The sequence below is a fragment of the Polaromonas sp. YR568 genome (assembly GCF_943369415.1).
Taxonomy (GTDB): Bacteria; Pseudomonadota; Gammaproteobacteria; order Burkholderiales; family Burkholderiaceae_C; genus Polaromonas.
On sequence record NZ_CALRNF020000010.1, the window covers coordinates 18,461 to 43,261 of the forward strand.

Annotated in this window: 13 protein-coding genes; 5 read left to right on the forward strand and 8 right to left on the reverse strand. The window is 65.0% G+C overall.

Going from position 1 to position 24,801, the window contains the following annotated elements:
* Positions 1-69: 69 nt before the first annotated feature.
* Together egtD and ACLV74_RS08605 are read right to left on the reverse strand one after the other, a co-directional pair.
* On the reverse strand, positions 70-1,098 hold the full coding sequence (gene egtD, locus ACLV74_RS08600) for an L-histidine N(alpha)-methyltransferase (protein ID WP_411878969.1): 1,029 nt from the start codon (positions 1,096-1,098) through the stop codon (positions 70-72).
* 231 nt (positions 1,099-1,329) lie between these two features.
* A complete protein-coding gene (locus tag ACLV74_RS08605) occupies positions 1,330-2,220 on the reverse strand; it encodes a LysR family transcriptional regulator (protein ID WP_411878970.1) in 891 nt (296 codons plus the stop codon).
* Between the two features lie 114 nt (positions 2,221-2,334).
* Here ACLV74_RS08605 and ACLV74_RS08610 point away from each other — a divergent pair, with 114 nt between their 5' ends.
* From ACLV74_RS08610 to ACLV74_RS08630, 5 genes are all read left to right on the forward strand, one after another.
* A complete protein-coding gene (locus ACLV74_RS08610; RefSeq protein ID WP_411878971.1) occupies positions 2,335-2,772 on the forward strand; it encodes a VOC family protein in 438 nt (145 codons plus the stop codon).
* Between the two features lie 66 nt (positions 2,773-2,838).
* Positions 2,839-3,384, forward strand: a complete 546-nt coding sequence (locus ACLV74_RS08615) for a TlpA family protein disulfide reductase (RefSeq protein WP_411878972.1) — start codon at positions 2,839-2,841, stop codon at positions 3,382-3,384.
* Positions 3,385-3,637: 253 nt separating this feature from the next.
* The gene (locus ACLV74_RS08620) at positions 3,638-4,789 is read left to right on the forward strand and encodes a cache domain-containing protein (RefSeq protein WP_411878973.1); all 1,152 of its coding nucleotides are present in this window, start codon (positions 3,638-3,640) and stop codon (positions 4,787-4,789) included.
* Complete coding sequence (locus tag ACLV74_RS08625; protein ID WP_411878974.1) at positions 4,786-5,910, forward strand: hypothetical protein; 1,125 nt, start codon at positions 4,786-4,788, stop codon at positions 5,908-5,910. Before ACLV74_RS08620 ends, ACLV74_RS08625 begins: the two co-directional genes overlap by 4 nt.
* Before the next feature lie 387 nt (positions 5,911-6,297).
* Positions 6,298-7,413 carry a transglutaminase-like domain-containing protein gene (locus ACLV74_RS08630; protein WP_411878975.1) on the forward strand — a complete coding sequence of 372 codons (1,116 nt, stop codon included), beginning with the start codon at positions 6,298-6,300 and terminating at the stop codon, positions 7,411-7,413.
* Between the two features lie 72 nt (positions 7,414-7,485).
* Here the strand turns inward: ACLV74_RS08630 and ACLV74_RS08635 are convergent, their stop codons facing one another.
* The 6 genes from ACLV74_RS08635 to ACLV74_RS08660 form a co-directional block, all read right to left on the reverse strand.
* Complete coding sequence (locus ACLV74_RS08635; protein WP_411878976.1) at positions 7,486-8,625, reverse strand: DUF2827 domain-containing protein; 1,140 nt, start codon at positions 8,623-8,625, stop codon at positions 7,486-7,488.
* A gap of 10 nt (positions 8,626-8,635) precedes the next feature.
* Positions 8,636-9,754 (reverse strand): DUF2827 domain-containing protein, encoded by a 1,119-nt coding sequence (locus ACLV74_RS08640; protein ID WP_411879052.1) that lies wholly within the window; start codon positions 9,752-9,754, stop codon positions 8,636-8,638.
* Positions 9,755-9,773: 19 nt separating this feature from the next.
* On the reverse strand, positions 9,774-10,382 hold the full coding sequence (locus ACLV74_RS08645; RefSeq protein WP_411878977.1) for a hypothetical protein: 609 nt from the start codon (positions 10,380-10,382) through the stop codon (positions 9,774-9,776).
* Entirely contained in the window at positions 10,379-11,563 is a 1,185-nt protein-coding gene (locus tag ACLV74_RS08650; protein WP_411878978.1) for a DUF2827 domain-containing protein, read from the reverse strand. Before ACLV74_RS08650 ends, ACLV74_RS08645 begins: the two co-directional genes overlap by 4 nt.
* The gene (locus tag ACLV74_RS08655) at positions 11,560-12,720 is read right to left on the reverse strand and encodes a DUF2827 family protein (RefSeq protein WP_411878979.1); all 1,161 of its coding nucleotides are present in this window, start codon (positions 12,718-12,720) and stop codon (positions 11,560-11,562) included. Before ACLV74_RS08655 ends, ACLV74_RS08650 begins: the two co-directional genes overlap by 4 nt.
* Positions 12,721-12,852: 132 nt before the next feature.
* Positions 12,853-24,789 carry an ESPR-type extended signal peptide-containing protein gene (locus ACLV74_RS08660; protein ID WP_411879053.1) on the reverse strand — a complete coding sequence of 3,979 codons (11,937 nt, stop codon included), beginning with the start codon at positions 24,787-24,789 and terminating at the stop codon, positions 12,853-12,855.
* Positions 24,790-24,801: the final 12 nt, after the last annotated feature.

The following is a 24,801-nucleotide window of genomic DNA, read 5'->3' on the forward strand; positions in this document are numbered from 1 at the left end:
GCTCCCGCCTCAAAAAATCAAGGCCGGGTTCCCGAGGGAGACCGGCCTTTTTCTTTGCGCGAATCGTTTTTACACGGCAGCCCAGAACACCGCGAACCAGCTGTCCGGGTCGGTCCAGTATTCGATGTGTTTGAAGCCGGCCTGCCGCAGCAGCGCTGTCATGCCGTCCACCGTGTACTTGTAGGAACACTCGGTGTGGATGCGCTCGCCGGCCATGAAGTTTCGCGCATGGCCGGGCCAGCGCACGGTGAGTTCTTGCATGGCTTCCAGGTGCATTTCGATGCGCGACTCGGCAACATTGAACAACGCCACATGCCGCCACTGCCGCACGTCGAAGTCCGATCCCAGCAAGTCATTGACGTTGAGCAGCAGATTCTTGTTGAAGGCACCCGTCACACCCAGCGCGTCGTCATAGGCGGCTTCCAGGCGCGCCGTGTCTTTCACCAGGTCAATGCCCATCAGCAAGCCGCGCGCCTTGCCCTGCGCCGGGTCGGCGATGTGCTTGAGGAACTGCAGGGCCTGCGCCGGATGGAAGTTGCCCAGGCTGGAGCCGGGGTAGAAAAAAACGCGCTCATAGGCCTGCACTTCGTCCGGCAGGGCCAGCCCCGCTGAAAAATCCATGCCCACGCCGACGATGTCCAGCGCCGGGAAACTGTTTTGCACCTGTTCGGCCGCGTCGCGCAAAAACTCGACGGAGATGTCGACCGGCACGTACTGGCGCGGCTGCAGGTGAGGAATCAGCGTCATGGCCTTCGCACAGTTGCCCGCGCCCAGGTCGATCAGGCAGGGCCGGGTGATGCCCGCCGCCGCCAGCGTGTCCGCGATGTCCGCATGCGCGGCCTCGAAGATGCCGGCCTCGGTGCGCGTGGGGTAGTACTCGTCCAGGCCGGTGATGGCTTCGAAGAGTTTGGAGCCCAGCTCGTTGTAGAAAAATTTGGGCGACACGCTGGCCGCCGGGGCCGTCAAGCCGTCTGCCAGTTCCTGCGCCGTGGCCTGGCCCGCCTGGGCGTCGGTGCCTGGGCGGTAGAGGTCGATGAATTGCGGCGAGGCGGTGGGCAGCGGGAGCGAGAGGGCCGAGATGTTGAGGGGGAGGTTCAAGATTCGCCTTGGCTACGGTTGTTTGGTTATGAAGTTATGAGCTTAGATTTAAAAGCCGTTCCGGAAGAGCGTTTGTAGGACTGAATCGCTTTGGGTACAAGAGGCGTTCTGCCATTTCCCGCCCTATATAGGGTTTGCGGCGCGGTACGGCGGTGCAAGCCCATGTCACGCCCGCCGTTTAGTCGCCGTGTGCGCGTGTTCCTTACAAACGCGCGGAGGCTGGCCCCAAGGTCAGACGCCTGACGCCTTGCTTGCGTTTTGCGCGGCGTCGCGCAGGCAGTGCGCGAGTTGCGCGACGACGGGCCGGCCGGCTTTCGCGCTGCGCTGGAGGATGCCGATCTCGCGGTAAAACGTGTGCTCGCCCAGTGAAACGGCACGCACATTCGCGGGCAGCGGATCGGGCGCCTGGACCATGGGCACCAGGGCCACGCCCAGGCCGTTGGCCACGAGTTGAACCAGGCCCTGGATTTCATCGAGCTCCATGGATTCATTCACGCTGAGCTGCATGTCGCGCAAAAAGCGCTCGACCAGGCGCCCACCGAAAGACGTCCGTTCATAACGCAGAAAGGGCTGCGCCTGCAGCAGCGCGCGCCAGTCCGAGCCCTTGAGCGCTGCGGGTACCAGCAGCACAAAGGGCTCATGCACCAGCGTCTGCCAGTCCAGCTCGGGCAGCAGGCCGAAGGGCGGCCGTATCGTGATCGCCATGTCGAGTTCCCCGGCGTCGAGCTGGTCCATCAGGTGCATGGACACCCCCGGCACCAGGCTCAGGCGCAGCGTGGGGTATTTCTGCCGCAGCGGCACCAGCGCGCGCGGCAGCAGCGAGGACTGCACCGAGGCGATGGCGCCTATGCGCAGCAGGCCGCCGTCGCTGGCCTGGTCGGGCAGGTCGCCGAGCTTGCCGAACAGGGTCAGTAGCTCTTCGGCGCGCGCCAGCGTGGTGGCGCCGGCCTCATTGAGGGTCGCGGCGCGCCGGGTGCGGTCAAACAGGGCAAAGCCCAGTGATTCCTCGAGCCGCTTGATCTGGCTGCTGACGGCGGATTGGGTCAGGCCCAGGCGTTCGCCCGCGGCGGCAAAGGTGCCGTGGCGGGTCACGGCGATAAAGGTGCGCAGTTCTGTGATCACCTTTGAATCATCGATTAATTTGTCTCTCAGGGCAAATATATATAGCTTTTCATGATGAGTTGATCAATTTACAGTGGAGGCTGCTGACTTGGCATGCCCCACTGAAAGAACACCATGACAACCCCCCACGCCACCGCCGCCATTCCCTTTCACCTCGCCTTTCCGGTCCATGACATCGCCGCGGCGCGCCAGTTTTACGGCGGAGTGCTCGGCTGCCCCGAAGGCCGGAGTTCGAACGAATGGGTGGACTTCAATTTTTACGGCCACCAGATCGTGGCCCACCTGGCGCCCGACGAATGCGGCCACAAGCAGACCAGCCCGGTCGACGGCCATGACGTTCCCGTGCGCCACTTCGGCGCGGTGCTGCCCATGCCGGTCTGGGAGGCGCTGGCCGCCAAGCTGACGGCGGCAGGCACCCGCTTCGTGATCGAGCCGCATATTCGCTTCAAGGGCGAGCCCGGCGAGCAGGCCACCATGTTTTTCCTCGACCCGTCCGGCAACGCCCTGGAGTTCAAGGCCTTTGCGACGCTGGAAAACCTGTTCGCCAAATAAGCAGAGTGGGGCGGGGACGCGGGGGTTTGCTACCCTAGCGTGCATTCACCACAGGAACTCTCCTTCATGCCCCCAGCGCTGTTTTCCCGCCGACTATTCCTGCAACACGCGCTCGCCGCCACGTCGGGCGCCGCCGTGCTTCAAGCGCAGGCCCAGGGCCTGACCGGCCCCGCCTATGAGGTCACCCCCTGGGCCGGCCCGGTGTCGGCTTTGGGGCTGGTCGACACCACCGGCAAAACCTGGCAAGCGGCCGACCTGCGCGGCCGCGCCGTGCTGATCAATTTCTGGGCCAGCTGGTGCGAGCCCTGCCGCGCCGAGATGCCGACCCTGCAACAAATCGCCGACTTTTATGGCCCGGAGAAGCTGCTGGTGCTGGCCGTCAACTTCAAGGAGCAGCCGGCGCGCGCCCTGCAGTTTGCCCAGACCACCGGCGTGAGCTTGCCGGTCCTGCTCGACCTCAAGGGCGAACTCGCGCGCCGCTGGGGTGTGAAGGTGTTCCCGACCACGCTGAGCCTGGACCGCCTCGGCAAGCCCCGCCAGCGCATCCAGGGCGAGGTCGACTGGACCAGCGCCGCCGCCGAGAAACTGATCGCGCCGCTGCTGCGGGCCTGAGCCCCCCATCCCGGCAGCCGCTTCGCGGCCCAACAACACCCGTGAAATAAAGGCGCCCAAAGACGGCAAAAGGCCGGCGGCAAGGTAGATGGAAGTTGTTAATACATGTAACAATTTCTTGAAGCCTTGGGTGCCGGCGTTCGCCGGTAGCCGCCCGCTTTCCCCCCGCGCAGTTCCGCAACCGACCGGGCGCCCCGGCCCGGCGGCACCGGACCGCGTGTGTTTATTGGCCCGTCTGTTCGAGAACTTTCCCATGAAATTTGCAAAAAGCGCGCCCGCGGTGTTGATCGCGGCCGTGGTGGTCGTGGTCGCCGCACTGTCCTTTGTCAGCAACCTGATTTCGCACCAGATGGCGAATTCATTTGAGCAGGCCCAGTTCGAGCTGGTGAGCCAGATCGTGAAATCGCGGCTGCATGGCGCTGAAAGCCAGGCCATCTCGTCCGCCGAACTGGTGGCCGCGATGCCCGCCGTCAAAAAGGCCTTCGCGGCGCGCGACCGCGCCGAGTTGCTGGCCGTCACCAGGGATGCGTTTGCCGCGCAGCATGAAAAATACGGCATCAGCCAGGCGCAGTTCCACCTGGCGCCGGCCGTGTCCTTCCTGCGCGTGCACAACCCCGAAAAGTTCGGTGAAGACCTTGCGAAATACCGCCAGATCGTCGTCGAGGTGAACCAGGCCAACGCGATCCGCAAGGGCATCGAAATCACGACCTCGGGCATAGGCGTGTTCGGCACCTTGCCGATGACGGACGCGGCCGGCAAAAGCACCGGCAGCTTCGAGATGGGCCTGGAGGTCGGGCCGCTGCTCGACGAACTCAAGAAGGACCATGGTTTCGAGATGGCGTTTTTTGTCGACGAACAAAGCCTGCGCGAAACGGCGACCTCGCTCAAGGGCGACATCTTCAGCGAGCAGAACCGCGTCGGCAAGTACGTGAAGTTTTATGCCACCCATGCCGAACTGCTGCGCCCGCTGGTCGTGGATGCCGACATCAACATCAGCGACGAAAGCCACTATGTGCGCGACAGCGCCGGCGTGGCTTACGGCGTGCTGCTGCAGCCGGTCTACAACTACGCCAAGAAGCCGATCGGCGTGATCGCGATCGCCAAGAATTTCAGCGCCACGCGCTCGGCCGACAAGCAGGCCATCCTCTGGCAGACCCTGCTCGGCATCGTCGCCATCGTGCTGCTCACAGGCGTCGTGCTGGTGGTCATTCGCGGCATGCTGCTGCAGCCGCTGCAGCTTGTGGGCGATCGCTTTGCCGACCTGGCCGACGGCAAGGCCGGCGCCGAAGATGCGCCGCCCATGCCTTCGCCGCTGTGCGATGAAATCGCCGGGCTTGCCGGCAGCTACGAGCGCCTGCGCGCGCAGAAAGCCGGCGCAACGCCTGCCGCGGGAGAGGTTCTGTGAGTGCGGCCAAAAGCGTGCTGCAAGCACTGCTGATGGCGCTGGCCTGCCTGGTGGCGACCGCCGCAACCGCAGCGCAAGCGGCACCGGCGGCGGCGTCCCCGGCCGCCAATGCCGCTGCATCCGAGATACCGCGCGGCAAGGGCCTGCCGGTGGTCGTGCGCACCGCGCTGTCTTTTGCCAGCATCGACGGCTTTGACGACGGCAAGGGCAGCTTTGAAGCGACGACCGACCTGCGCCTGGGCTGGCATGACGGCTCGCTGCGTTTTCCCGCGACTTCGGTGTCGCGCGGCTACAAGGAATACCGCGGTGCGGCCGCCGAAACCGAACTCGCGCGCATCTGGACGCCGCCCATACGCATCGCCAACCGCGTCGGCGAGCCTTCGCTGTCCGAGCGGCGCCTGCGGGTGTTCCCGGACGGTCGAGTCGAGGTGCTGGCGCGGACCACGGCGGTGTACAAGGTCGCTGTCGACGTTGCGAGTTTTCCGTTCGACCACCAGTCCCTCAAGGTCGAGATCATGGTGCGCGAAGAGACGCTGGACGCGGTCGACCTGGATTTCTCCACCGACGACGTTGATTTCAGCAAGGTCGCCGACAAGGCCGAACTCGGCGGCTGGACGCTGGGGCTGGTCAACCTGCGCCGCGAGGCGGTCAAGGGCTGGGACGGGGAAAACTACGCCAAGGTCAGCGCCTCGCTGGACGTGCGGCGCCTGGCCGCCGGCGCCATCGCCACGGTCTTCATCCCGCTGTTTGCCTCGCTGCTGATCCCTTTCCTGGCCACCTGGATGAACAAGTCCCAGGAGGGCGGCTTCGAGGTCGAGGCCTTCGAGCTTGCCAACGTGGTGATAGGCGGCCTGTTCGCGGTGATCGCGCTGAGCTTTGCCATCAGCGCAGCCTACCCGGTCGTCGCGGCGGGCGACAACACGGTCACGCGGCTGATCGGGCTCAACTATGTCGCGCTGGCCGTGGGCCTCTTCATCATCGTGGTGTTCTACCGCTACAGCCTGCCGGCGCGCTGGTTCGGGCCTTATGTGCAGGAGCAGGGTTTCCGCTTCCTGATCTGGGCTTTTCCCCTGCTGTTTATCTGCACGGGGCTGGCCTTTGTGCTGATGGCCGCGGCTTAGCGCCTTCAAAAGGGGCGACGGGGGGCGGAGCAGGGGCGATAATGCGACCCTGACTTCCCGGGGCATCTTTACCTGCCGCGGTGCACGTCACCCTTTAGAACCTGTTCACTGTCTAAACGGGGTCGCGTTGGGGTGCAATCGGGATGAGTGGGCCGACCGGGACCGCCGCATGGGCTAATGCCCATGCAAAGGCCCGGGTGGCTCAATCGCCCGATTTCACCCCAACCCGGAGGGCAAGCCCCTTTTCGGGCGGTCTGCGGCGTTGCGGCGCTGGCCCATAGCGGTGCTATGGGCTGGCGCACCGCGCCTTGCATCCCATCCCGAGAAGGGGCTTGCGCGGCCCCGTTTAGACAGTGAACAGGTTCTTAACCCACCCGGAGATCCTTTATGACCACCGTACGCCGATCCTTCCTGAAATCCAGCGCGGCCGCCGCCATGGCCGCCGCCCTGCCAAGCCTCAACTTCGCCCAGACGGCCCCGGCGCCCAGCCGCAGCCACTTCGCGCCCCAGAGCGGCGCCTGGCGCACGTTTGACGTGACCACGCGCGTGGACATCCTCAAGCCGCAGGGCGTGACCAAGGTCTGGCTGCCGATTCCCTCGGTCAACAGCGACTACCAGCATTCGCTGGGCAACAGCTTTTCGAGCAACGGCAGCACGCTGCTGACGCAGGACGGCACCGACGGCGCGAAGATGCTCTACGCCGAATTCCCGGCCTCGGAAACCAAACCCTTTGTGGAACTGACCAGCCGCGTGCAGACCCAGGGCCGCGCCATCGACTGGTCGCAGAAAACCGCGCCGGCCGAAAGCGCCGACACGCTGCGTTACTTCACGCGCCCGACCGTGCTGATCCCGACCGACGGCATCGTGCGCAAGACCGCGCTGGCGGCCACGCAGGGCGCGAAGACCGACGTCGAGAAAGCGCAGAAACTCTATGACTGGATCGTCGCCAACACCTACCGCGAACCCAAGGTGCGCGGCTGCGGCGAAGGCGACATCAAGACCATGCTGGAAACCGGCAACCTGGGCGGCAAGTGCGCCGACCTGAACGCGCTGTTCGTCGGCCTGTGCCGCTCGGTCGGCGTGCCGGCGCGCGACGTCTACGGCATACGCCTGGTGCCCTCGGCATTCGGCTACAAGGAACTGTCAGGCAACCCCGGCAGCCTCAAGGGCGCGCAGCATTGCCGCTCCGAGGTCTACCTCAAGGGTTACGGCTGGGTCGCGATGGACCCGGCCGACGTCGCCAAGGTCATGCGCCTGGAAACGGCCGACTGGATCAAGACCACCACCAACCCGGTGGTCGCGCCCGTCAACAAGGCGCTGTTCGGCGGCTGGGAAGGCAACTGGATGGCCTACAACACCGCGCACGACCTCGCCCTGCCGAAGTCGACCGGCGAGAAGCTGGGCTTCTTCATGTACCCCATCGCCGAAAACGCGGCAGGGCGTTTTGATTCCTACGCGCCGGACGACTTCAAGTACCAGATCACGGCGAAAGAAATCGTCTAAAGCCTGAGCAGTCCGCTCCCGCTACCATGCCCTCCTTGCGAGGGCATTTTTGTTGGTGCGCTGTTCCTCGCTTCAGCTGAGCGGTGCGGCCATCAGGCGCAGCAGCAGCGTTTCATAAGCGGCCACGACGGCGGGATTGGACGGCAGGTAGCGCGCGATCAGCTCGCGCTGCCGCGCCGCGTAGACCCCGGCCTGCGCATCGTGGCCGTCAAACACCTCCAGCAGCCGCGCGCAACCCGCATCGACGTCGTTGCCCTGGTAGTAATAACCGAGGTCGGCGCACAGGTGGGCGTTGTGCACCAGCGGGTAGCCCTGCCAGCAAACCTCAAGGTAAAAATAGTTGAGCGCGTTTTCCCACTGGTGGGAGATGACCACGTCGGTCATCTCGCTGAGGAAGGCCGGTGTCTCGAACACGCCCAGGAAGGAGGCCTTGTGCCGGCGCACGATGTCGAGCTGGTTCATGAGCGCGACGAACTCCTTGCTCTCCTGCGCCAGGCGCAGCGCATTGGTGACGTGCAGGTAAGCGATCGCGTCGGGCCTCTTCCTGTAGGCCTCTTCGGCGATCAGGATGGGGTAGAGGCAGAACTTGACCACGTCCAGGTTCTGCTCCATCACGCTGAGGCGGCGCGGGCCGGGCCGCGGCTGGTAGCGGCCGGCGTTGGGGAAAGCACGGCTGCGTTCCTCGATGAACATCGGGTCCCAGACAAAGGGCACGACGGTGGCCGGCTTGCGGCGAAGCGTCGAAAAATAATGCTGGCTGATGGGCGCCACCTGCGGGATGACCCAGAGGTCGTCATACCGCTGGTTGATGAACAGGTCGTGGCCGAACAGGGGCCTGCCGAAGAGCATGGACTCCATGGCATGCACATACTCAAAACCGCAGCAGTAAGACACCAGGTGTGTGCCGCGCTGCTTGAGGTAGTCCGTTTGTTCAGCGCTGATTTGCCCGCCCAGCTCTATCAGCACGTCCAGCGAATCTTTGGCATCCTCAAACGAAACCGTGGGCCAGCGCCGCTGGTCCCAGGGCAGGGCGGCCGTGATGCGCACGCCGGTGGTGTTGACCAGCCGCACCGAGCCCACCAGGCGCGAACCCTTGAGGGCCTCGGCCAGGAACACCGCGTTCTGTTTGATGCCGTTGTTCCACAGCGTCTCGGCCTCCTGGTGCAGGCCTATGGTGATGCCTATGCGCAAGCCCGGAGAGTTCGCTGGCATGGGGAAAGCCTCAGCCCGCCAAGAGCGCGGCCAGCAGTTCGTCGTAGCGCGCCACCAGCTCCGGGTTGGCGGCGGTGTGCACCCGCAGCAACTCGCGCTGGCGCGCGGCATAGGCGGCGGCCGTGTCGTCGTGCTGCGCCAGCACCTGCAGCAGCTGGCGCGCGCCGGCTTCCACATTGTTGCCTTCGTAGTAATAGCCCAGTTCCCGGCACATGCTGGCGTTGTGCACCAGCGGGTAGCCCAGCCAGCAGACGTCGAAGTAGAAATAGTTCAGCGGGTTGTCCCACTGGTTGGAGATCACGACGTCGCCGTGTTCGCTCAGGAAATTCGCGGTTTCATACCTGCCCAGAAAGGTAGCCTTGCCGGCGGCGACGATATCGAGCTGGTGCATCAGCAACTGGAACTCATGGCTTTGTTCGGCCAGGTGTTTGGCGCTGCAGACGTTCAGAAAACCGATGCGCTCAGGCTGGGCGCGAAAGGCTTCCTCGGCGATCAGGATGGGGTAGATGCAGGCTTTCACCACATCCATGTTGGGCTCCATCACGGTCAACCGCTTGGCCGCCCGGCCCGGCTGGTAAAGCGCGCCGTGGGGCAGGGCCGTGACGCTGGACTCCAGCCAGCGCGGGTCCCAGACAAAGGGCACGACTTTCGCGGGACAACGCCTCAGGGTCTGGATAAAGGACAGCGAATTGTTGGCCACCTGCGGGATCACCCAGATCTCGTCGTAATGGCGGTTCATGTACACACCGTTGGGCCAGATGGGCCGCCCGAACAGGATGGATTCCAGCACCACGACGTACTCGCTGCCGCAGCAATAGCTGACCAGGCGCGTGCCCGCGGCCTTGAGCTGCAGCGAATGCGCCTCGCTGATGCCGCCGCCGAGCTCGATCAGCACGTCAAGGTCGTTCATGGCCGCGTCCAGCGTGACCACAGGGAATTCCGTCAGGTCCCACGGCAGTTGCCCGGTGATGGGCACGTCGGTGGTGTTGACCAGCTGCACCCGGTGGCCCAGCGGCGAGGCCTGCAGCACGCAGGCTAGGTTCAGCGCGTTCTGCTTGATGCCGTTGACCCAGAGGCTTTCGTCGGGTGACCGCAGGCCTATGGTGATGCCTATGCGCAAGGCCGCCATGTTCAGGATGTCCCGCCGCTCATCGCCGGGGGGCCCGCGATGCCGGGTCTTTCCAGTCGTACTCGACATGGCGGCGGATGATGAGGCAACCCGGCGGCGAATCGATCAGGGTCACCGAGGCGCCGGGGTCGCGCGCGTCGACATACACGGTGAAGGTGGCCAGCAGCTGCGTGGCCTGGTAGCCGCCCAGCTCCTGCTGCGCGATGCTGCGGCAGGCAAAGGGCGCGACCGAGATGCGTTCGGCCGCGACCGAGCAGCCGCCGGTGGCGTCGGGCACCGCCGTCAGCGAGAAAGCCAGCGAGGCGTTTTTGTACTCGACGCCGCTCAGCGAGAAAAAGGGTCCGCCGTCGGGGTTCTTGCGGTCCCAGTCGACCAGCACGTCGTTGCCCGTGCTGCCGTTGACGGTCAGGGCCGACAGGCGGGAGATGGCCGGCAGGCAGCGCTTCACGCCCACATTGGTGGCGGCGGCCGTCAGCGCGTCCAGTGGAACACCGGGCGCAGAGGCGACGGGGCCGGCGGGCGGGCGCTGCGGCGTGACCTGCGCGTGGGCCTGGAAACTCGGCGCGCCGAAGAAGGCGCACGCCAGCAGCGCCTGGCGTAAAAAAGAAAAAGTAGGGATGGAAATCACAGTGGGCCTGCGCGGTACAGATTGACCAGCGCCTCATTGTAGGCACGGACGTTGTCGCCGTTTTCCGGGTCCAGGGTATGCAGGAAGGCGCGCGCTTTCTCGCGGTAGTTCGCCAGGTCCGCGTCATGCTGCGAAAACGCTTGCAGCACGGCCAGGCCGCCTTCCTCGCAATCAAACCCGGGATAGAAGTAGCCGCAATCGCCGATGAAGGTGGAGTTGTGGATCAAGGGGTAGCCGCCGTGCAGCGCTTCGTAATACAGGTAGTTCTGCCCGTTTTCCCACTGGTGGCAGACGACCGCGTCGATCTGCGAGGACAGGCACTGGTAGACGGGAAAGCGGCCTTCGAAGGTGGCCAGGCCGTGCCGGACGATGTCCAGGCTGTTGGCAAAGCCGACGAAGGTCACATGGTCCTTCATGTGAAAGGTGTTGTAGACCCGCAGCAGCTCGATCACACGCGGATTGGCCCGGTGGGCCATGTCCACCAGCAGCATGGGCAGGTGGCTGGTCTTGACCATGCAGATGTTGGGCTCGAAGATGCCGAGGCGCCACTTTTTGCGGCCCGGCTTGTAGCCGAAGCTCTCGCCGTTGGCCAGCGTCGCGGCCGCGCGGTCTATCACCGCGGGGCTCCAGAGGTGCTGCATCAGCCGCACCGGCGCCCGCATCGCGGTGCCGAAGTAGTGCATGCAGCTGCGCTCGTATTCGGGCAAGGTCCAGATTTCGTCGTAAGGCGTTCCGGCGATCAGCAGGCCGTGCGGCTTGTCGAAAATCATGCGCTCGATGTCGATGACGTAATCATTGCCGACGCGCATGGTCACGATTTTCCCGCCGCGCTCGCGAAAGCTCACGGCCCATTCGCGGTTCAGCTGCGCGCTCATTTCGATCATGACGTCGAGCTTTTCGGCGGCCGCCGCCATGTCGATGATGGGCACGGGCGAGTCGGCCATGAAGCGCTGGGCATCGGCCGTGTCGCCGTCGCCGCCACCGCTGACCAGGTAGGTCTCGGCCACGTTGGGCGCCTTCACCAGCAGCATGACCAGGAACAGGCAGTTCTGGTAGATGCCGTTTTCCCACAGCGACTGCTCGCCCTTGCGGACAAAAATGGAAACACCGACGCGCAGGCGGCCGGGGTCGGCCCGGTTTGCGGCGCCGGCATTTTGGGCGGTGGTTTTGGCCGCGCTCATGCAGCGGCTCCCGTGGCCGCCGCGTTGCGGAAAAGATGCTGCAGCCTGCGGGCGTAGCTTTGCAGGTTACGGTGCGCGAAAGGATCGACGGAGGCGATCACCTGACGGGCCTGCCGCTGGTGATGGTCCAGGCGCTTGTCATGCTGGCCGGCGGCCAGCAGCAGCTTGCGCCCGCCTTCGACCGTGTCGAAATCGGGATAGTAGTAGTCCGAATACCCGGCGTCGCGCAGCCAGGGCGAGTTGTGCACCAGCGGGTAGTTGCCGTAGAGCGCGTCCAGGTAGTTGTAGTTCTGGTCGTTCTGCCACTGGTGGGCCACAACAGCGTCGGCATGCTGCACCATGTAGCCGGCAAAGTCATGGCGGCCCTGGAAGATGGCCTTCTGCTGCCTGACCATGTCGAGCGAGTTGGCCAGGTAAAGCAGCGTCGGGTGGTCCTTCAGGTGCAGGGTGTTGAGCACATGCATGAACTGCACCTGGCCCGGCTCGGCGCGGAAGGCCTCGTCGCAGACCAGCATGGGGATGTTGGAGCATTTGACCACCGACACATTGGGCTCGAAGATCGCCACGCGCAGGCCCGCGCTTTTGCCGTCGGCGCCGGGCGCGCGTTTTTTGTAGCCGAAGGAATAACCGTCTTTCTCCAGCTCCTTCACGCGTTCGGCCAGGAACTGCGGCGACCAGATGTAGGGCACTTCATGCACCGGGCAGCGGTGCAGCGCGCGCAGCATGGGGGCGAAGGCGGAGTAGTCCTTGGGCAGCGCCCAGATTTCGTCGCAGCGGTCGGCCCGGCTGAAGAAGCCCGGGCGGTCGAAGACGGTGGGCTCGATCAGGCCGACGTAGGGCTGGCCGGCGCAGTACCAGACCACCTTCTTGCCCTGGGCCCGCAGGTAGTCCAGCCATTTCACGTCCAGCGCGCCCGCCATTTCAATGGCCATGTCGATGTGGTCGGTGGCCTCGTGCACGTGCATCATGCGCAGGCCCAGCGCGTCCATGTCGACCTGCGGCGGCATGGTGCTCTGGTCGCCGCCGTTGAGCAGCACGACGGACTGCACGAAAGGCAGCTTCTGGAAGGCCTGCGCCAGGAAGACGACGTTCTGCCCCAGCCCGTTTTCCCAGATGTTCTGCCCGGCGTGGGTGAGGACCGAAATACCAATACGCATGCTTGTGTCTCTTCAAATGCAATGAGCGCCGGCGGTCATGGAAACCACGCGGCGCTCACCGGGAACCGGGGCTCCGTTTGATGGGGTAGCGCTTGGGGCATTCTACTGAGAGCCGCTTCCAGAGCGGGGGTCTCAGCGCCACTTCCAGCTAGCGCCGAAGTTCAGGCCCCACTCCTTGCCGGTGGTGGAGACGCCGAAGCCCCACGCGCTCTTGCCGTCGTTGTTCAGCGCCTTGAAGTTCAGGCCCAGCGCGCCGTAGCCCTTGTAGTTGCCGACGCCTATGCCCAGGGCTTTTTCGCCGCCTTCCAGGTTGGGCATGTAGGTGGCGGCCATGGCCATGCTCATCGCGATGCCCGAGTAGGCGACGCGGCTCACGTCGTTCAGTTGCGAGACGTTGACCGCGTCGGTCGCGAAGACGCCGGGCGCCACGTTGGTGATGCGCCGCTCGTTGCCCGGCGAGCCCACCGAGACGGTGTTGGGCTGGTCGGCGACCGAGTAGGCACCCAGCGCCACGGCGCGGTTGGCGGTGGCTTCGGCGCCGGCGCCCAGGGCCACCGAGTCGTTGCCCGAGGCCAGCGAGTTGTAGCCCACGGCGGTGGCCGGGTCGGCAATCGCCCGTGCCTGGAAGCCGATGGCCACCGAGCCTTCGTAAGTGGCCGTGGCGCGGAAGCCGATGGCGGTGGTGTTCTTGTCCTGGGCCAGCGACTGCGAACCGTAGGCGGTGGCGCCGGTGGCGACCGTGGTGGCGGTCGCGCCGTTCACGCCGGCACGGGTGCCGGCGTTGGCGCACAGGCCCGTCGCCGTGGTGTCCGCGCCGTTGGCCACGGTGCAATCCGAAGGCGCCATCACGGTTTGCAGCGCCGTGCTGTTGAGCGCCTTGCCCTGCGTCAGCAGCCCGCTGGTGTTGGCGCCGCCCGCGGTGGAGCCGATCACGGCGCCGCCGTTGGCCGCGGCGGTGTTGGCCGCGTTGACCAGCGAGGCCAGCGCCGCGGTGCCGGAGGTCGCGGTCGACAGGCCGGTGGACAGCGAGGAAATGCCGCTGTTGGCCGTGCTCAGGCCGGTGGAGAGCGAACTCACGCCGGTGGTGATCGAACTCAGGCCGGTCGACAGGGACGAGATGCCGCTGTTGGCGGTGCTCAGGCCCGTGGAGGTCGAGCTGGACAGCGAGCTGACGCCCGTGGAGGCCGAGGTCGACAGTGAGGCGACGTTGCTGTTCGTGCTGCTCAGGCCGGTCGACAGCGAGTTGACACCCGTGGAGACCGACGTGGACAGCGAGGCGACGTTGCTGTTGGTGGTGCTCAGCCCGGTGGAGACGGAACTGAAGCCGGTCGACAGCGAGCTGAAGCTGCTCGAGGTCGAGGTGGACAGCGAGTTCAGGCCCGTCGACAGCGAACTGATGCCCGTGGAAGTCGAGGTCGACAGCGAGCTGACATTGCTGTTGGTGGTGCTCAGGCCGGTCGAGAGCGAGCTGACGCCCGTCGACAGGGAACTGACCCCCGTGGACAGCGAACTCAGGCCGGTGGAGGTGGAGGTCGACAGCGAATCGATGCTGGTCGACAGCGAACTGACACCGGTCGAGGTGGAGGTCGACAGCGAACTCACGCCGGTGGACAGTGAACTGATGCCCGTCGAGGTGGACGTCGAGAGGGAACTGACACCCGTGGACAGCGAGCTGACGCCGGTGGAGAGCGAGCTCACGCCGGTAGACAGCGAACTGACCCCCGTGGACAGCGAACTCACACCGGTCGACAGCGAACTGACGCCCGTGGAGGCCGACGTGGACAGCGAGGCGACGTTGCTGTTGGTCGTGCTCAGGCCTGTGGACAGCGAACTGGCGGCCGTCGAGGTCGAGGTGGACAGGCCGTCGATGGCGGTGGACAGCGAACTGATGCCCGTCGAGGTGGACGTCGACAGCACGGCCACGTTGCTGTTGGTGGTGCTGATGCCCGTCGAGAGGGACAGCACGCCGGTCGACAGCGAGATAAAGCCCGTCGACAGCGAACCGAAGCCGGTGGACAGGGAGCCGAAGCCGGTCGACAGCGAACTGAAGCCCGTGGAGGTCGAGGTCGACAGGGAATCAATGCCCGTGGACAGAGAACTCACGCCGGTCGACAGCGAGCTGGCGGTCGTGGAAGTCGAGGTCGAGAGTCCGTCGATGGCGGTGGACAGCGAGCTCACGCCGGTCGACGTGGAGGTGGACAGGGAACTGATGCCGGTCGAAGCGGACGTCGACAGCGAAGCGACGTTGCTGTTGGTGCCGCTCAGGCTGGTCGACAGCGAGGTGATGCCGCTGGTGGCGGTGCTCAGCCCGGTCGACGTCGAGGTCGACAGCAAGCCGACATTGCTGTTGGTGGTGCTCAGGGCTGTCGATGCCGAGGTCGACAGCGAACCCGTCGAGGTCGACAGGGATGCGATGCCGCTGGTGGCCGTGCTCAAACCGGTCGAGGTGGACGTGGACAGCGACGTGGTGCGGCTGTCGGCGGTGCTCAGGCCCGTTGAGGTGGAGGTCGACAGCGAGGCGACGTTGCTGTTGGTGCTGCTCAGCCCGGTCGACAGGGAGCTGAAGCCTGTAGACGCCGAGGTCGAGAGCGAGCTGAATCCGGTAGAGATGGAACTGAAGCCCGTCGAGATCGAACTGAAGCCGGTGGACACCGAGCCGAAGCCCGTGGACAGCGAGGCGATGCCGCTTTCGGCGCTGCTCAGGCCTGTGGACAGGGAACTGAAGCCGGTCGAGGTGGAGGTCGACAGCGAGTTGAAGCCGGTGGAGATCGAACTGAAGCCCGTCGAGATGGAGCTGAACCCGGTCGACAGGGAACTGAAGCCCGTGGACACCGAGCCGAAGCCGGTGGACAGCGAGGCCACGTTGCTGTCCGTCGTGCTCAGGCCGGTGGACAGCGAGCTGATGCCGCTCGTCGCGGTGCTCAGGCCGCTTGAAGTGGACGTGGACAGCGAGCCGACCTGGCTGGCGGCGGTGCTCAGGCCCGTCGACGTCGAGGTGGACAGGGAGCCTATGCCGGTGGAGGCCGAGGTCGACAGCGCCACCAGGCTGCTGTTGGTTGTGCTCAGGCCGGTGGACAGCGAACTGAAGCCGCTCGAGGTGGCGGTCGACAGCGAGCTGAAACCGGTGGAGATGGAGCTGAACCCGGTCGACAGGGAACTGAAGCCCGTGGACACCGAGCCGAAGCCGGTGGACAGCGAGGCCACGTTGCTGTCCGTGGTGCTCAGGCCGGTGGACAGCGAGGTGATGCCGCTGGTGGCGGTGCTCAGGCCCGTCGAGGTGGAGGTCGAGAGTGAACCGATACCGGTCGATGCCGATGTCGACAGCGACGTGAGGTTGCTGTTGGTGGTGCTGAGCCCGGTGGACAGCGAGTTGGTCGAGGTCGACAGGGACGCGATGCCGCTGGTGGCGGTGCTCAGGCCTGTCGAGGTGGAGGTCGAGAGCGACGTCACATTGCTGTTGGTGGTGCTCAGGCCGGTGGACAGTGAGTCCGTCGAAGTCGACAGGGATGCGATGCCGCTGGTCGCCGTGCTGAGGCCGGTCGACGTGGAAGTCGACAGGGACGTGACGTTGCTGTTCGTTGTGCTCAGACCGGTGGACAGGGAGGAAACGCCGCTGGCCGCCGTGCTCAAGCCCGTGGACGTCGAGGTCGACAGCGACGTCACATTGCTGTTGGTCGTGCTCAGGCCTGTGGACAGCGAACCGGTCGAGGTCGACAGGGAGGCAATACCGCTGGTGGCTGTGCTCAGACCGGTCGAGGTGGACGTCGACAGCGAGCCCAGGTTGCTGTTCGTCGTGCTCAGGCCTGTCGAGGTCGAGGTCGACAGGGATCCCAGGTTGCTGTCGGTGGTACTCAGGCCGGTAGACAGCGAGGAAACGCCGCTGGCAGCCGTGCTCAGCCCAGTGGATGTGGACGTGGACAGCGAGGTGATACGGCTGTCGGCGGTGCTCAGGCCTGTCGAGGTGGACGTCGACAGGGACGTGACGTTGCTGTTCGTGTTACTCAGGCCGGTGGATAGCGAGGAAATGCCGCTGGTCACGGTGCTCAGGCCTGTGGACGTCGACGTGGACAGGGAACCAATGCCGGTCGATGCAGAGGTCGATAGCGAGCTTACGTTGCTGTTCGTTGTGCTCAGGCCCGTGGACAGCGAGGAAATGCCGCTGCCGGCGGTGCTCAGCCCTGTCGACGTGGACGTTGACAGGGATGTGGTCCGGCTGTCGGCGGTGCTCAAGCCGGTCGACGTGGATGTGGACAGCGAAGCAATGCCCGTCGAAGCGGAGGTCGACAGCGAAGTGACATTGCTGTTCGTAGTGCTCAGGCCCGTCGACAGCGACGTGACGTTGCTGTTGACCGTGCTCAGGCCTGTGGACAGCGAGCCGGTCGAGGTCGACAGGGATGCAATGCCGCTGCTTGCCGTGCTCAGGCCGGTGGAGGTCGACGTGGATAGCGAGGTGACGTTGCTGTCGGTGGTGCTCAAACCCGTGGACAGGGAGGAAATTCCGCTGCTGGCCGTGCTCAGCCCCGTCGATGTCGACGTGGACAGGGAGACCATGCCGGTCGAGGCTGAGGTTGACAGGGAGGTGACGCTGCTGTTCGTCGTGCTCAAGCCGCTGGACAGCGATGTGATACCGCTGGCGGCGGTGCTCAAACCTGTGGACGTCGAAGTCGACAAAGAGTTGATGCCTGTCGAAGCGGAAGTCGACAACGAAGTGACGTTGCTGTTCGTTGTGCTCAATCCCGTAGACAGCGAGCCGGTCGACGTCGACAGGGATGCAATGCCGCTGGTGGCGGTGCTCAAGCCTGTGGACGTCGAGGTCGAGAGCGATGTCACATTGGTGTTCGTGGTGCTCAGACCGGTTGACAGTGAGCCGATGCCTGTCGAGGCGGAAGTCGACAACGACGTGACGCCGCTGTTGGTCGTGCTCAGTCCGCTGGACAGTGAGGTGATACCACTGGCCGCGGTGCTCAGGCCGGTCGACGTCGAAGTCGACAGGGAACCGATGCCGGTCGAAGCCGAGGTCGACAGGGACGTGACGTTGCTGTTGGTGGTGCTCAGGCCGGTGGACAGCGACGTGATGCCACTCGTCGCGGTGCTCAGTCCCGTCGACGTCGAGGTCGAAAGGGAATCGATGCCCGTCGAAGCGGACGTCGACAACGAAGTGACGCTGCTGTTGGTGGTGCTCAGTCCGCTGGACAGTGAGGTGATGCCGCTGGCAGCAGTGCTCAGGCCCGTGGATGTCGAGGTCGAGAGTGACGCGATGCCTGTCGAAGCTGAGGTTGAGAGCGAAGTGACGTTGCTGTTCGTGGTGCTCAGCCCGGTCGACAGGGAATTGACGCCGGTCGACAGCGAGGTGACGCTGCTGTTGGTCGTGCTCAGGCCGCTGGACAGGGACGTGATACCACTCGTCGCGGTGCTCAGTCCCGTCGACGTCGAGGTTGACAGGGAACCGATGCCGGTGGAAGCCGAGGTCGACAGCGAGGCCAGGCCGCTGGAGATGGAACTGACGCCCGTCGAAACGGAGCTGAAACCCGTGGACAGCAGCGCCAGGTTGCTGTCGGTGGTGCTCAATCCGGTGGACAGCGAGGAAATGCCGCTGGCGGCGGTGCTCAGGCCCGTGGACGTCGAGGTCGACAGCAGGCTCACATTGCTGTTGGTGCTGCTCAGGCCGGTGGACAGGGAGCCAATGCCGGTGGAGGCGGACGTCGACAGCGAGCTGACGCTGCTGTTCGCCGTGCTCAGGCCGGTCGATGTCGAGCTTGACAGCGATGTGACGTTGCTGTTGGTGGTGCTCAGACCTGTCGAGGTGGAAGTCGACAGTGAGGTGATACGGCTGTCCGCAGTGCTCAAGCCGGTGGAAAGCGAACCGGTCGAAGTCGACAGGGAGGCGATGCCGCTGGTGGCGGTGCTCAAACCGGTCGACGTCGAGGTCGAGAGGGAGGTTATCCCCGTAGAAGCCGAAGTGGACAGCGACGTCACGTTGCTGTTCGCGGTGCTCAGGCCCGTGGACAGGGAGCCGATACCGGTCGAGGCGGAGGTCGACAGCGAGGTGACGCTGCTGTTGGTCGTGCTCAGGCCCGTCGATGTCGAAGTCGACAGGGAATTGATGCCCGTCGAGGCGGAGGTCGAGAGCGACGTGATGCCGCTGGTGGCAGTGCTCAGGCCGCTCGACAGGGAGGTGATGCCGCTGGCAGCGGTGCTCAGGCCCGTGGACGTCGAAGTGGACAGGGAGGTGATGCCCGTCGAGGTGGATGTCGACAGCGAGGTGACGCTGCTGTTGGTGGTGCTGAGTCCGGTAGACAGCGAGGTGATGCCACTTGTCGCGGTGCTGAGGCCCGTCGACGTCGAGGTCGACAAGGAGCCGATACCCGTGGAGGCGGAGGTCGACAGCGACGTAACGCTGCTGTTGGTCGTGCTCAGGCCGGTGGACAGCGAACCGATGCCAGTCGAGGCCGACGTCGACAGCGATGTCACGTTGCTGTTGGTGCTGCTCAGGCCCGTGGACAGGGAACTGATACCGGTCGAGGCGGACGTGGACAGCGAAGTGACGCTGCTGTTGGCGGTGCTCAGGCCGCTGGAGAGCGACGTGATGCCACTGGCGGCGGTGCTCAGGCCGGTGGACAGGGAGCCGATGCCTGTCGAGGCGGACGTGGACAGCGAAGTGACACTGCTGTTCGTGGTGCTCAGGCCGCTCGACAGGGAGGTGATGCCGCTGGTAGCCGTACTAAGGCCTGTGGACGTAGACGTGGACAGGGAGCCAATGCCGGTCGAGGCGGAGGTCGACAGTGACGTGACGCTGCTGTTCGTCGTGCTCAGGCCTGTCGAGGTCGAAGTCGACAGCGAAGTGATGTCGCTATTGGCTGTGCTCAGGCCGGTGGACAGCGAGCCCGTCGAAGTCGACAACGATGCAATGCCACTGGTGGCAGTGCTCAGCCCCGTGGAGGCCGAGGTCGACAGGGACGTAACGTTGCTGTTGGTGGTGCTCAGTCCCGTGGAAGTCGACGTGGACAGGGAAGTGATCCTGCTGTCCGCGGTGCTCAGGCCTGTGGAGGCCGAAGTGGACAGCGAGGTGATACCGCTGGCGGCCGTGCTCAGCCCCGTGGAGGCCGAGGTCGACAGCGAAGTGACGCTGCTGTTGGTCGTGCTCAGGCCGCTGGACAGAGAGGTGATGCCGCTGGTGGCGGTGCTCAAACCCGTGGACGTCGAAGTCGACAGGGATGTGATGCTGCTTGCCGCCGTGCTCAGGCCCGTCGAGGCCGACGTTGACAGGGAAGCGATGCCGGTTGAGGCCGATGTCGACAACGAGCTGACGTTGCTGTTGGTCGTGCTCAAACCCGTGGACGTCGAGGTTGACAGCGAGGTGATCCTGCTGTCGGCGGTGCTCAGGCCGGTGGACGTCGACGTGGACAGGGACGTGACGTTGCTGTTCGTGGTGCTCAGTCCGGTGGACAGGGAGCCGATACCGGTCGAAGCCGACGTCGACAGCGAGGTCACGCTGCTGTTGGTCGTGCTCAGGCCGCTCGACAGGGATGTGATACCGCTGGTGGCCGTGCTCAGGCCCGTCGAAGTCGAAGTCGACAGGGAGTTGATGCCCGTCGAGGTGGATGTCGAGAGCGAGGTGACGTTGCTATTCGTCGTGCTCAAACCCGTGGACGTCGACGTCGACAGGGATGTGATCCTGCTGTCGGCGGTGCTCAGCCCTGTCGACGTCGACGTGGACAGGGAGCCAATGCCGGTCGAAGCGGAGGTGGATAACGAAGTAACGCTGCTGTTCGTCGTGCTCAGTCCGCTGGAGAGCGAAGTGATGCCGCTGGTCGCGGTGCTCAAACCCGTGGACGTCGAAGTCGACAGGGATGTGATGCTGCTTGCGGCCGTGCTCAGGCCCGTCGAGGTCGACGTTGACAAGGAACCGATGCCGGTCGAAGCCGATGTCGATAGCGAGGTGACGCTGCTGTTGGTGGTGCTGAGTCCGCTGGACAGTGAGGTGATGCCGCTCGTCGCGGTGCTGAGGCCTGTCGACGTCGAGGTCGACAAAGAGCCGATGCCGGTCGAGGTGGATGTCGACAGCGACGCGACGCTGCTGTTGGTGGTGCTCAGTCCGCTGGAGAGCGACGTGACGCCGCTGGTGACGGTGCTCAGGCCGGTGGACAGGGAGCCAATGCCGGTCGAGGCGGATGTGGACAGCGAAGTGATGTTGCTGTTGGCGGTGCTCAGGCCTGTCGAGGTCGACGTCGACAGGGAGCCGATGCCGGTCGAAGCCGACGTTGACAGTGACGTGACGTTGCTATTCGTCGTGCTCAGGCCAGTGGACGTCGAGGTGGACAGCGAGGTGACATTGCTGTTCGTGGTGCTCAATCCGCTGGAAAGCGAAGTGATGCCGCTCGTGGCGGTGCTCAAACCCGTAGAGGTCGAAGTCGAGAGCGACGTCAAGCTGCTGTTGGTACCGCTCAGTCCGGTGGACAGTGAGTTGGTTGACGTCGACAGGGAGGCAATGCCGCTGGCTGAGGTGCTCAGGCCTGTGGACAGGGAGTTGACGCCGGTCGACACCGATGTCGACAGGGAGTTGAACCCGGTCGAGATGGAGCTGAAGCCCGTGGAGACGGAGCTGAAGCCCGTGGAGACGGAACTGAAGCCGGTGGACAGGGATGTGACGCTGCTGCTGGCCGTGCTCAGGCCCGAAGACAGGGACGTGATGCCGCTGGTGGCTGTGCTCAAGCCCGTTGACGCCGATGTCGACAGCGCGGTGACGCTGCTGTTGGTGCTGCTCAGGCCGGTCGACAGTGAAGTGATTCCCGTCGAGGCGGAGGTCGACAGCGAGGTCACATTGCTGTTGGCCGTGCTCAGCCCTGTGGACAGTGAACTGGCCGAGGTTGACAGCGAGGTGATGCTGCTGGTCGCGGTGCTCAGCCCTGTCGAGGCGGAGGTCGACAGCGAGGTGATGCCCGTGGAGGCGGACGTCGAGAGGGACGTCACGTTGCTGTTGGTGATGCTCAGCCCGCTGGACAGCGACGTGATGCTGCTCGTCGCGGTGCTCAGGCCCGTCGAAGCCGAGGTTGACAGCGAGGTAATGCCCGTGGAAGTCGACGTGGACAGGGATGCCAGGTTGCTGTTGGCAGTGCTCAGGCCGGTGGAAGCCGAAGTCGAGAGCGAAGTGATACCGGTCGAGGCAGACGTCGAGAGCGACGTGACGCTGCTGTTGGTCGTGCTCAGGCCGGTCGACAGAGAGGTGATGCCGCTGTTGGCCGTGCTCAGGCCGGTTGACGTCGACGTGGACAGGGAGCCAATGCCGGTTGAGGCGGAAGTAGACAGCGACGTGACGCTGCTGTTGGTGGTGCTCAGGCCGCTGGACAGGGACGTGATGCCGCTGATGGCAGTGCTCAAACCTGTCGAGGTTGAGGTGGACAGCGACGTGACGCTGCTATTGGCCGTGCTCAGTCCCGTCGAGGCCGAGGTGGACAGGGACGCGATGCCGGTGGATGCCGAGGTCGACAGCGAAGTGACGCTGCTGCTGGCGCTGCTCAGGCCTGTGGACAGGGAGTTGACGCCGGTCGACACCGATGTCGACAGGGAGTTGAAGCCGGTCGAGATGGAGCTGAAGCCCGTGGAGACGGAGCCGAAGCCGGTCGACAGCGATGTGACGCTGCTGCTGGCCGTGCTGAGGCCGCTAGACAGGGATGTGATGCCGCTGGTGGCGGTGCTCAAACCCGTTGATGCCGATGTCGACAGTGCGGTGACGCTGCTGTTGGTGCTGCTCAGGCCGGTCGACAGCGAACTGGCCGACGTTGACAGGGAGGTAATGCCGCTGGTGGCAGTGCTCAGGCCCGTGGACGCCGAGGTCGACAGTGAAGTGACGTTGCTGTTGGCCGTGCTCAGTCCCGTGGAGAGGGAGCCAATGCCTGTGGACGCCGAGGTCGACAGGGACGTGACGCGGCTGTCCGTTGTGCTCAGGCCGGTCGACAGCGAGGTGGTACGGCTGGTGGCCGTGCTCAAACCGGTGGACGTCGAGGTCGACAGCGAGGTGATGTTGCTGGTCGCGGTGCTCAGGCCGGTCGAGGCGGAGGTTGACAGCGAGGTAATGCCCGTGGAGGCGGACGTCGAGAGCGACGTCACGTTGCTATTGGTGGTGCTCAGGCCTGTGGACGTGGAGGTCGACAGAGAGGTGATCCGGCTGTCGACCGTGCTCAAACCAGTCGAGGCCGAGGTCGACAGGGAGACTACGCCGGTCGAGGCGGAAGTCGACAGCGACGTGACGTTGTCGTTGGTCGTGCTCAGGCCGGTGGACAGGGAGAGGATGCCGCTGTTCGCCGTGCTCAGGCCGCTCGACAGGGAGGTGATGCCGCTGGTGGCGGTGCTCAGGCCCGTGGAGGCGGAAGTGGACAGCGAGGTCACGCTGCTGTTGGTTGTGCTCAGGCCGGTCGACAGTGAACTGGCCGAGGTCGAGAGTGAGGTGACCCGGCTGTCGGTCGTGCTCAGGCCTGTCGACAGCGAGGTGGTACGGCTGGTGGCCGTGCTCAATCCGGTGGACGTTGAAGTCGACAGGGACGTGACGCTGCTATTGGCCGTGCTCAGGCCGCTCGACAGGGAGGTGATACCACTCGTTGCCGTGCTCAGGCCGGTGGACGTCGAGGTGGACAGCAAAGTAATGCTGCTGGTCGCGGTGCTCAAGCCCGTGGAGGCGGACGTTGAGAGCGCGGTCACGTTGCTGTTGCTGGTGCTGAGCCCGGTCGAGAGCGACGCGATGCCGCTGGTGGCCGTGCTCAAACCGGTGGACGTTGACGTCGACAGGGACGTCAAATTGCTGTTGGTGCTGCTCAAGCCTGTCGACAGGGAACTGATCCCGGTTGACGCCGAGGTCGACAGAGAGGTGATCCCGGACGTCAGCGTGCTGCTGACCGTGGACAGCTGGGTCACGTTGACGGCGTCGGCCGCCCCTGTGCCTGCGGCCACGCCCGTGATGGTGCGGTTGCCGACGTTGACCTCGCCGGCCGAGGTCTGTGTTGCGGTCAGGCCGAAAGCGCTGTAGCCGGTCTGCGCGCCCACTGTGGTGGCCGAGTTGGAGCCCAGGGCCACGCTGTCCGCATTGCTGGCGGCCGCGTTCAGTCCGATGGCCACTGCGTTAGTACCGCTCGCCGCCGCACCCGAACCGGCGGCAACTGTGGCTGCCGCGGTGGCTTTTGCGCCTTTGCCCAGGGCCAGGGCTTCCGCGGCGCTGGCCGTTGCGGCATCTGTGGCGGCCGCGCCGCCGCCAATGGCCACCGCGTTGGTGGCCGTGGCGGTGACCACCGAGTAGCGGCCTATGGCCACCGCTTGCGCGCCGGCGGCCGTGGAGCCGCCGCCTCCGGTGCCGTCACCGCCGCCTATCGCCACGGCGGATACGCCTGCGGCGTTGGCGTCATTGCCCAGGGCGTAAGCGCCTTTGGCGGACGCTTTGGAGCCTGAGCCTATGGATGTGGCGCTGTTGGCGGAAGCGGCCGAGGCGTTACCGATGGCGACCGCATAGTCGACCGTTGCCTTGGAGCCTACGCCCAGGGCGACTGTGGAGGATCCGCTCGCGGTGGCGGTAGGGCCGATGGCGACGGCGGACGTGCTCAAGGCCTGGGCGCCATTGCCCATGGCGATTGAGCCGGTGCCCGTGGCATCCGTGGCAAAACCGATTGCCACCGCCTGGGCACCGCTGGCAACCGCCGTATTTCCAAGGGCAGTGGCTTGAGCGCCGCTCGCGGTGGCCAAGGACCCTATGGCTGTGGATTGATCGGCGCTGGCTGTGGCGGCATTGCCAACCGCCGTCGCCGCATTTCCACTTGCCGTCGCTCTCGTTGCATTGGTCGTACCGCCGCCTATGGCGATACCAGTGCCAGCACCGGTGGGGTTGATTGTCCCGTAGTTGCCGGCGTTTCCGATAAAGCTCGCGCGGGCTCCCGGCGATACCAGCGCCGCCGCCCCCAGAATCGTCGCTGCCGCAACAGCCGCCACCTTCGAGCCGCTGCGCTTGCCCCGCGCACTCGAAATCTCCGAGACGGCGACCCATGTCCCGAGAAGCTCGCTATAGACGGTGCGGTAAAACTTATTCATCTTTAACCTGCA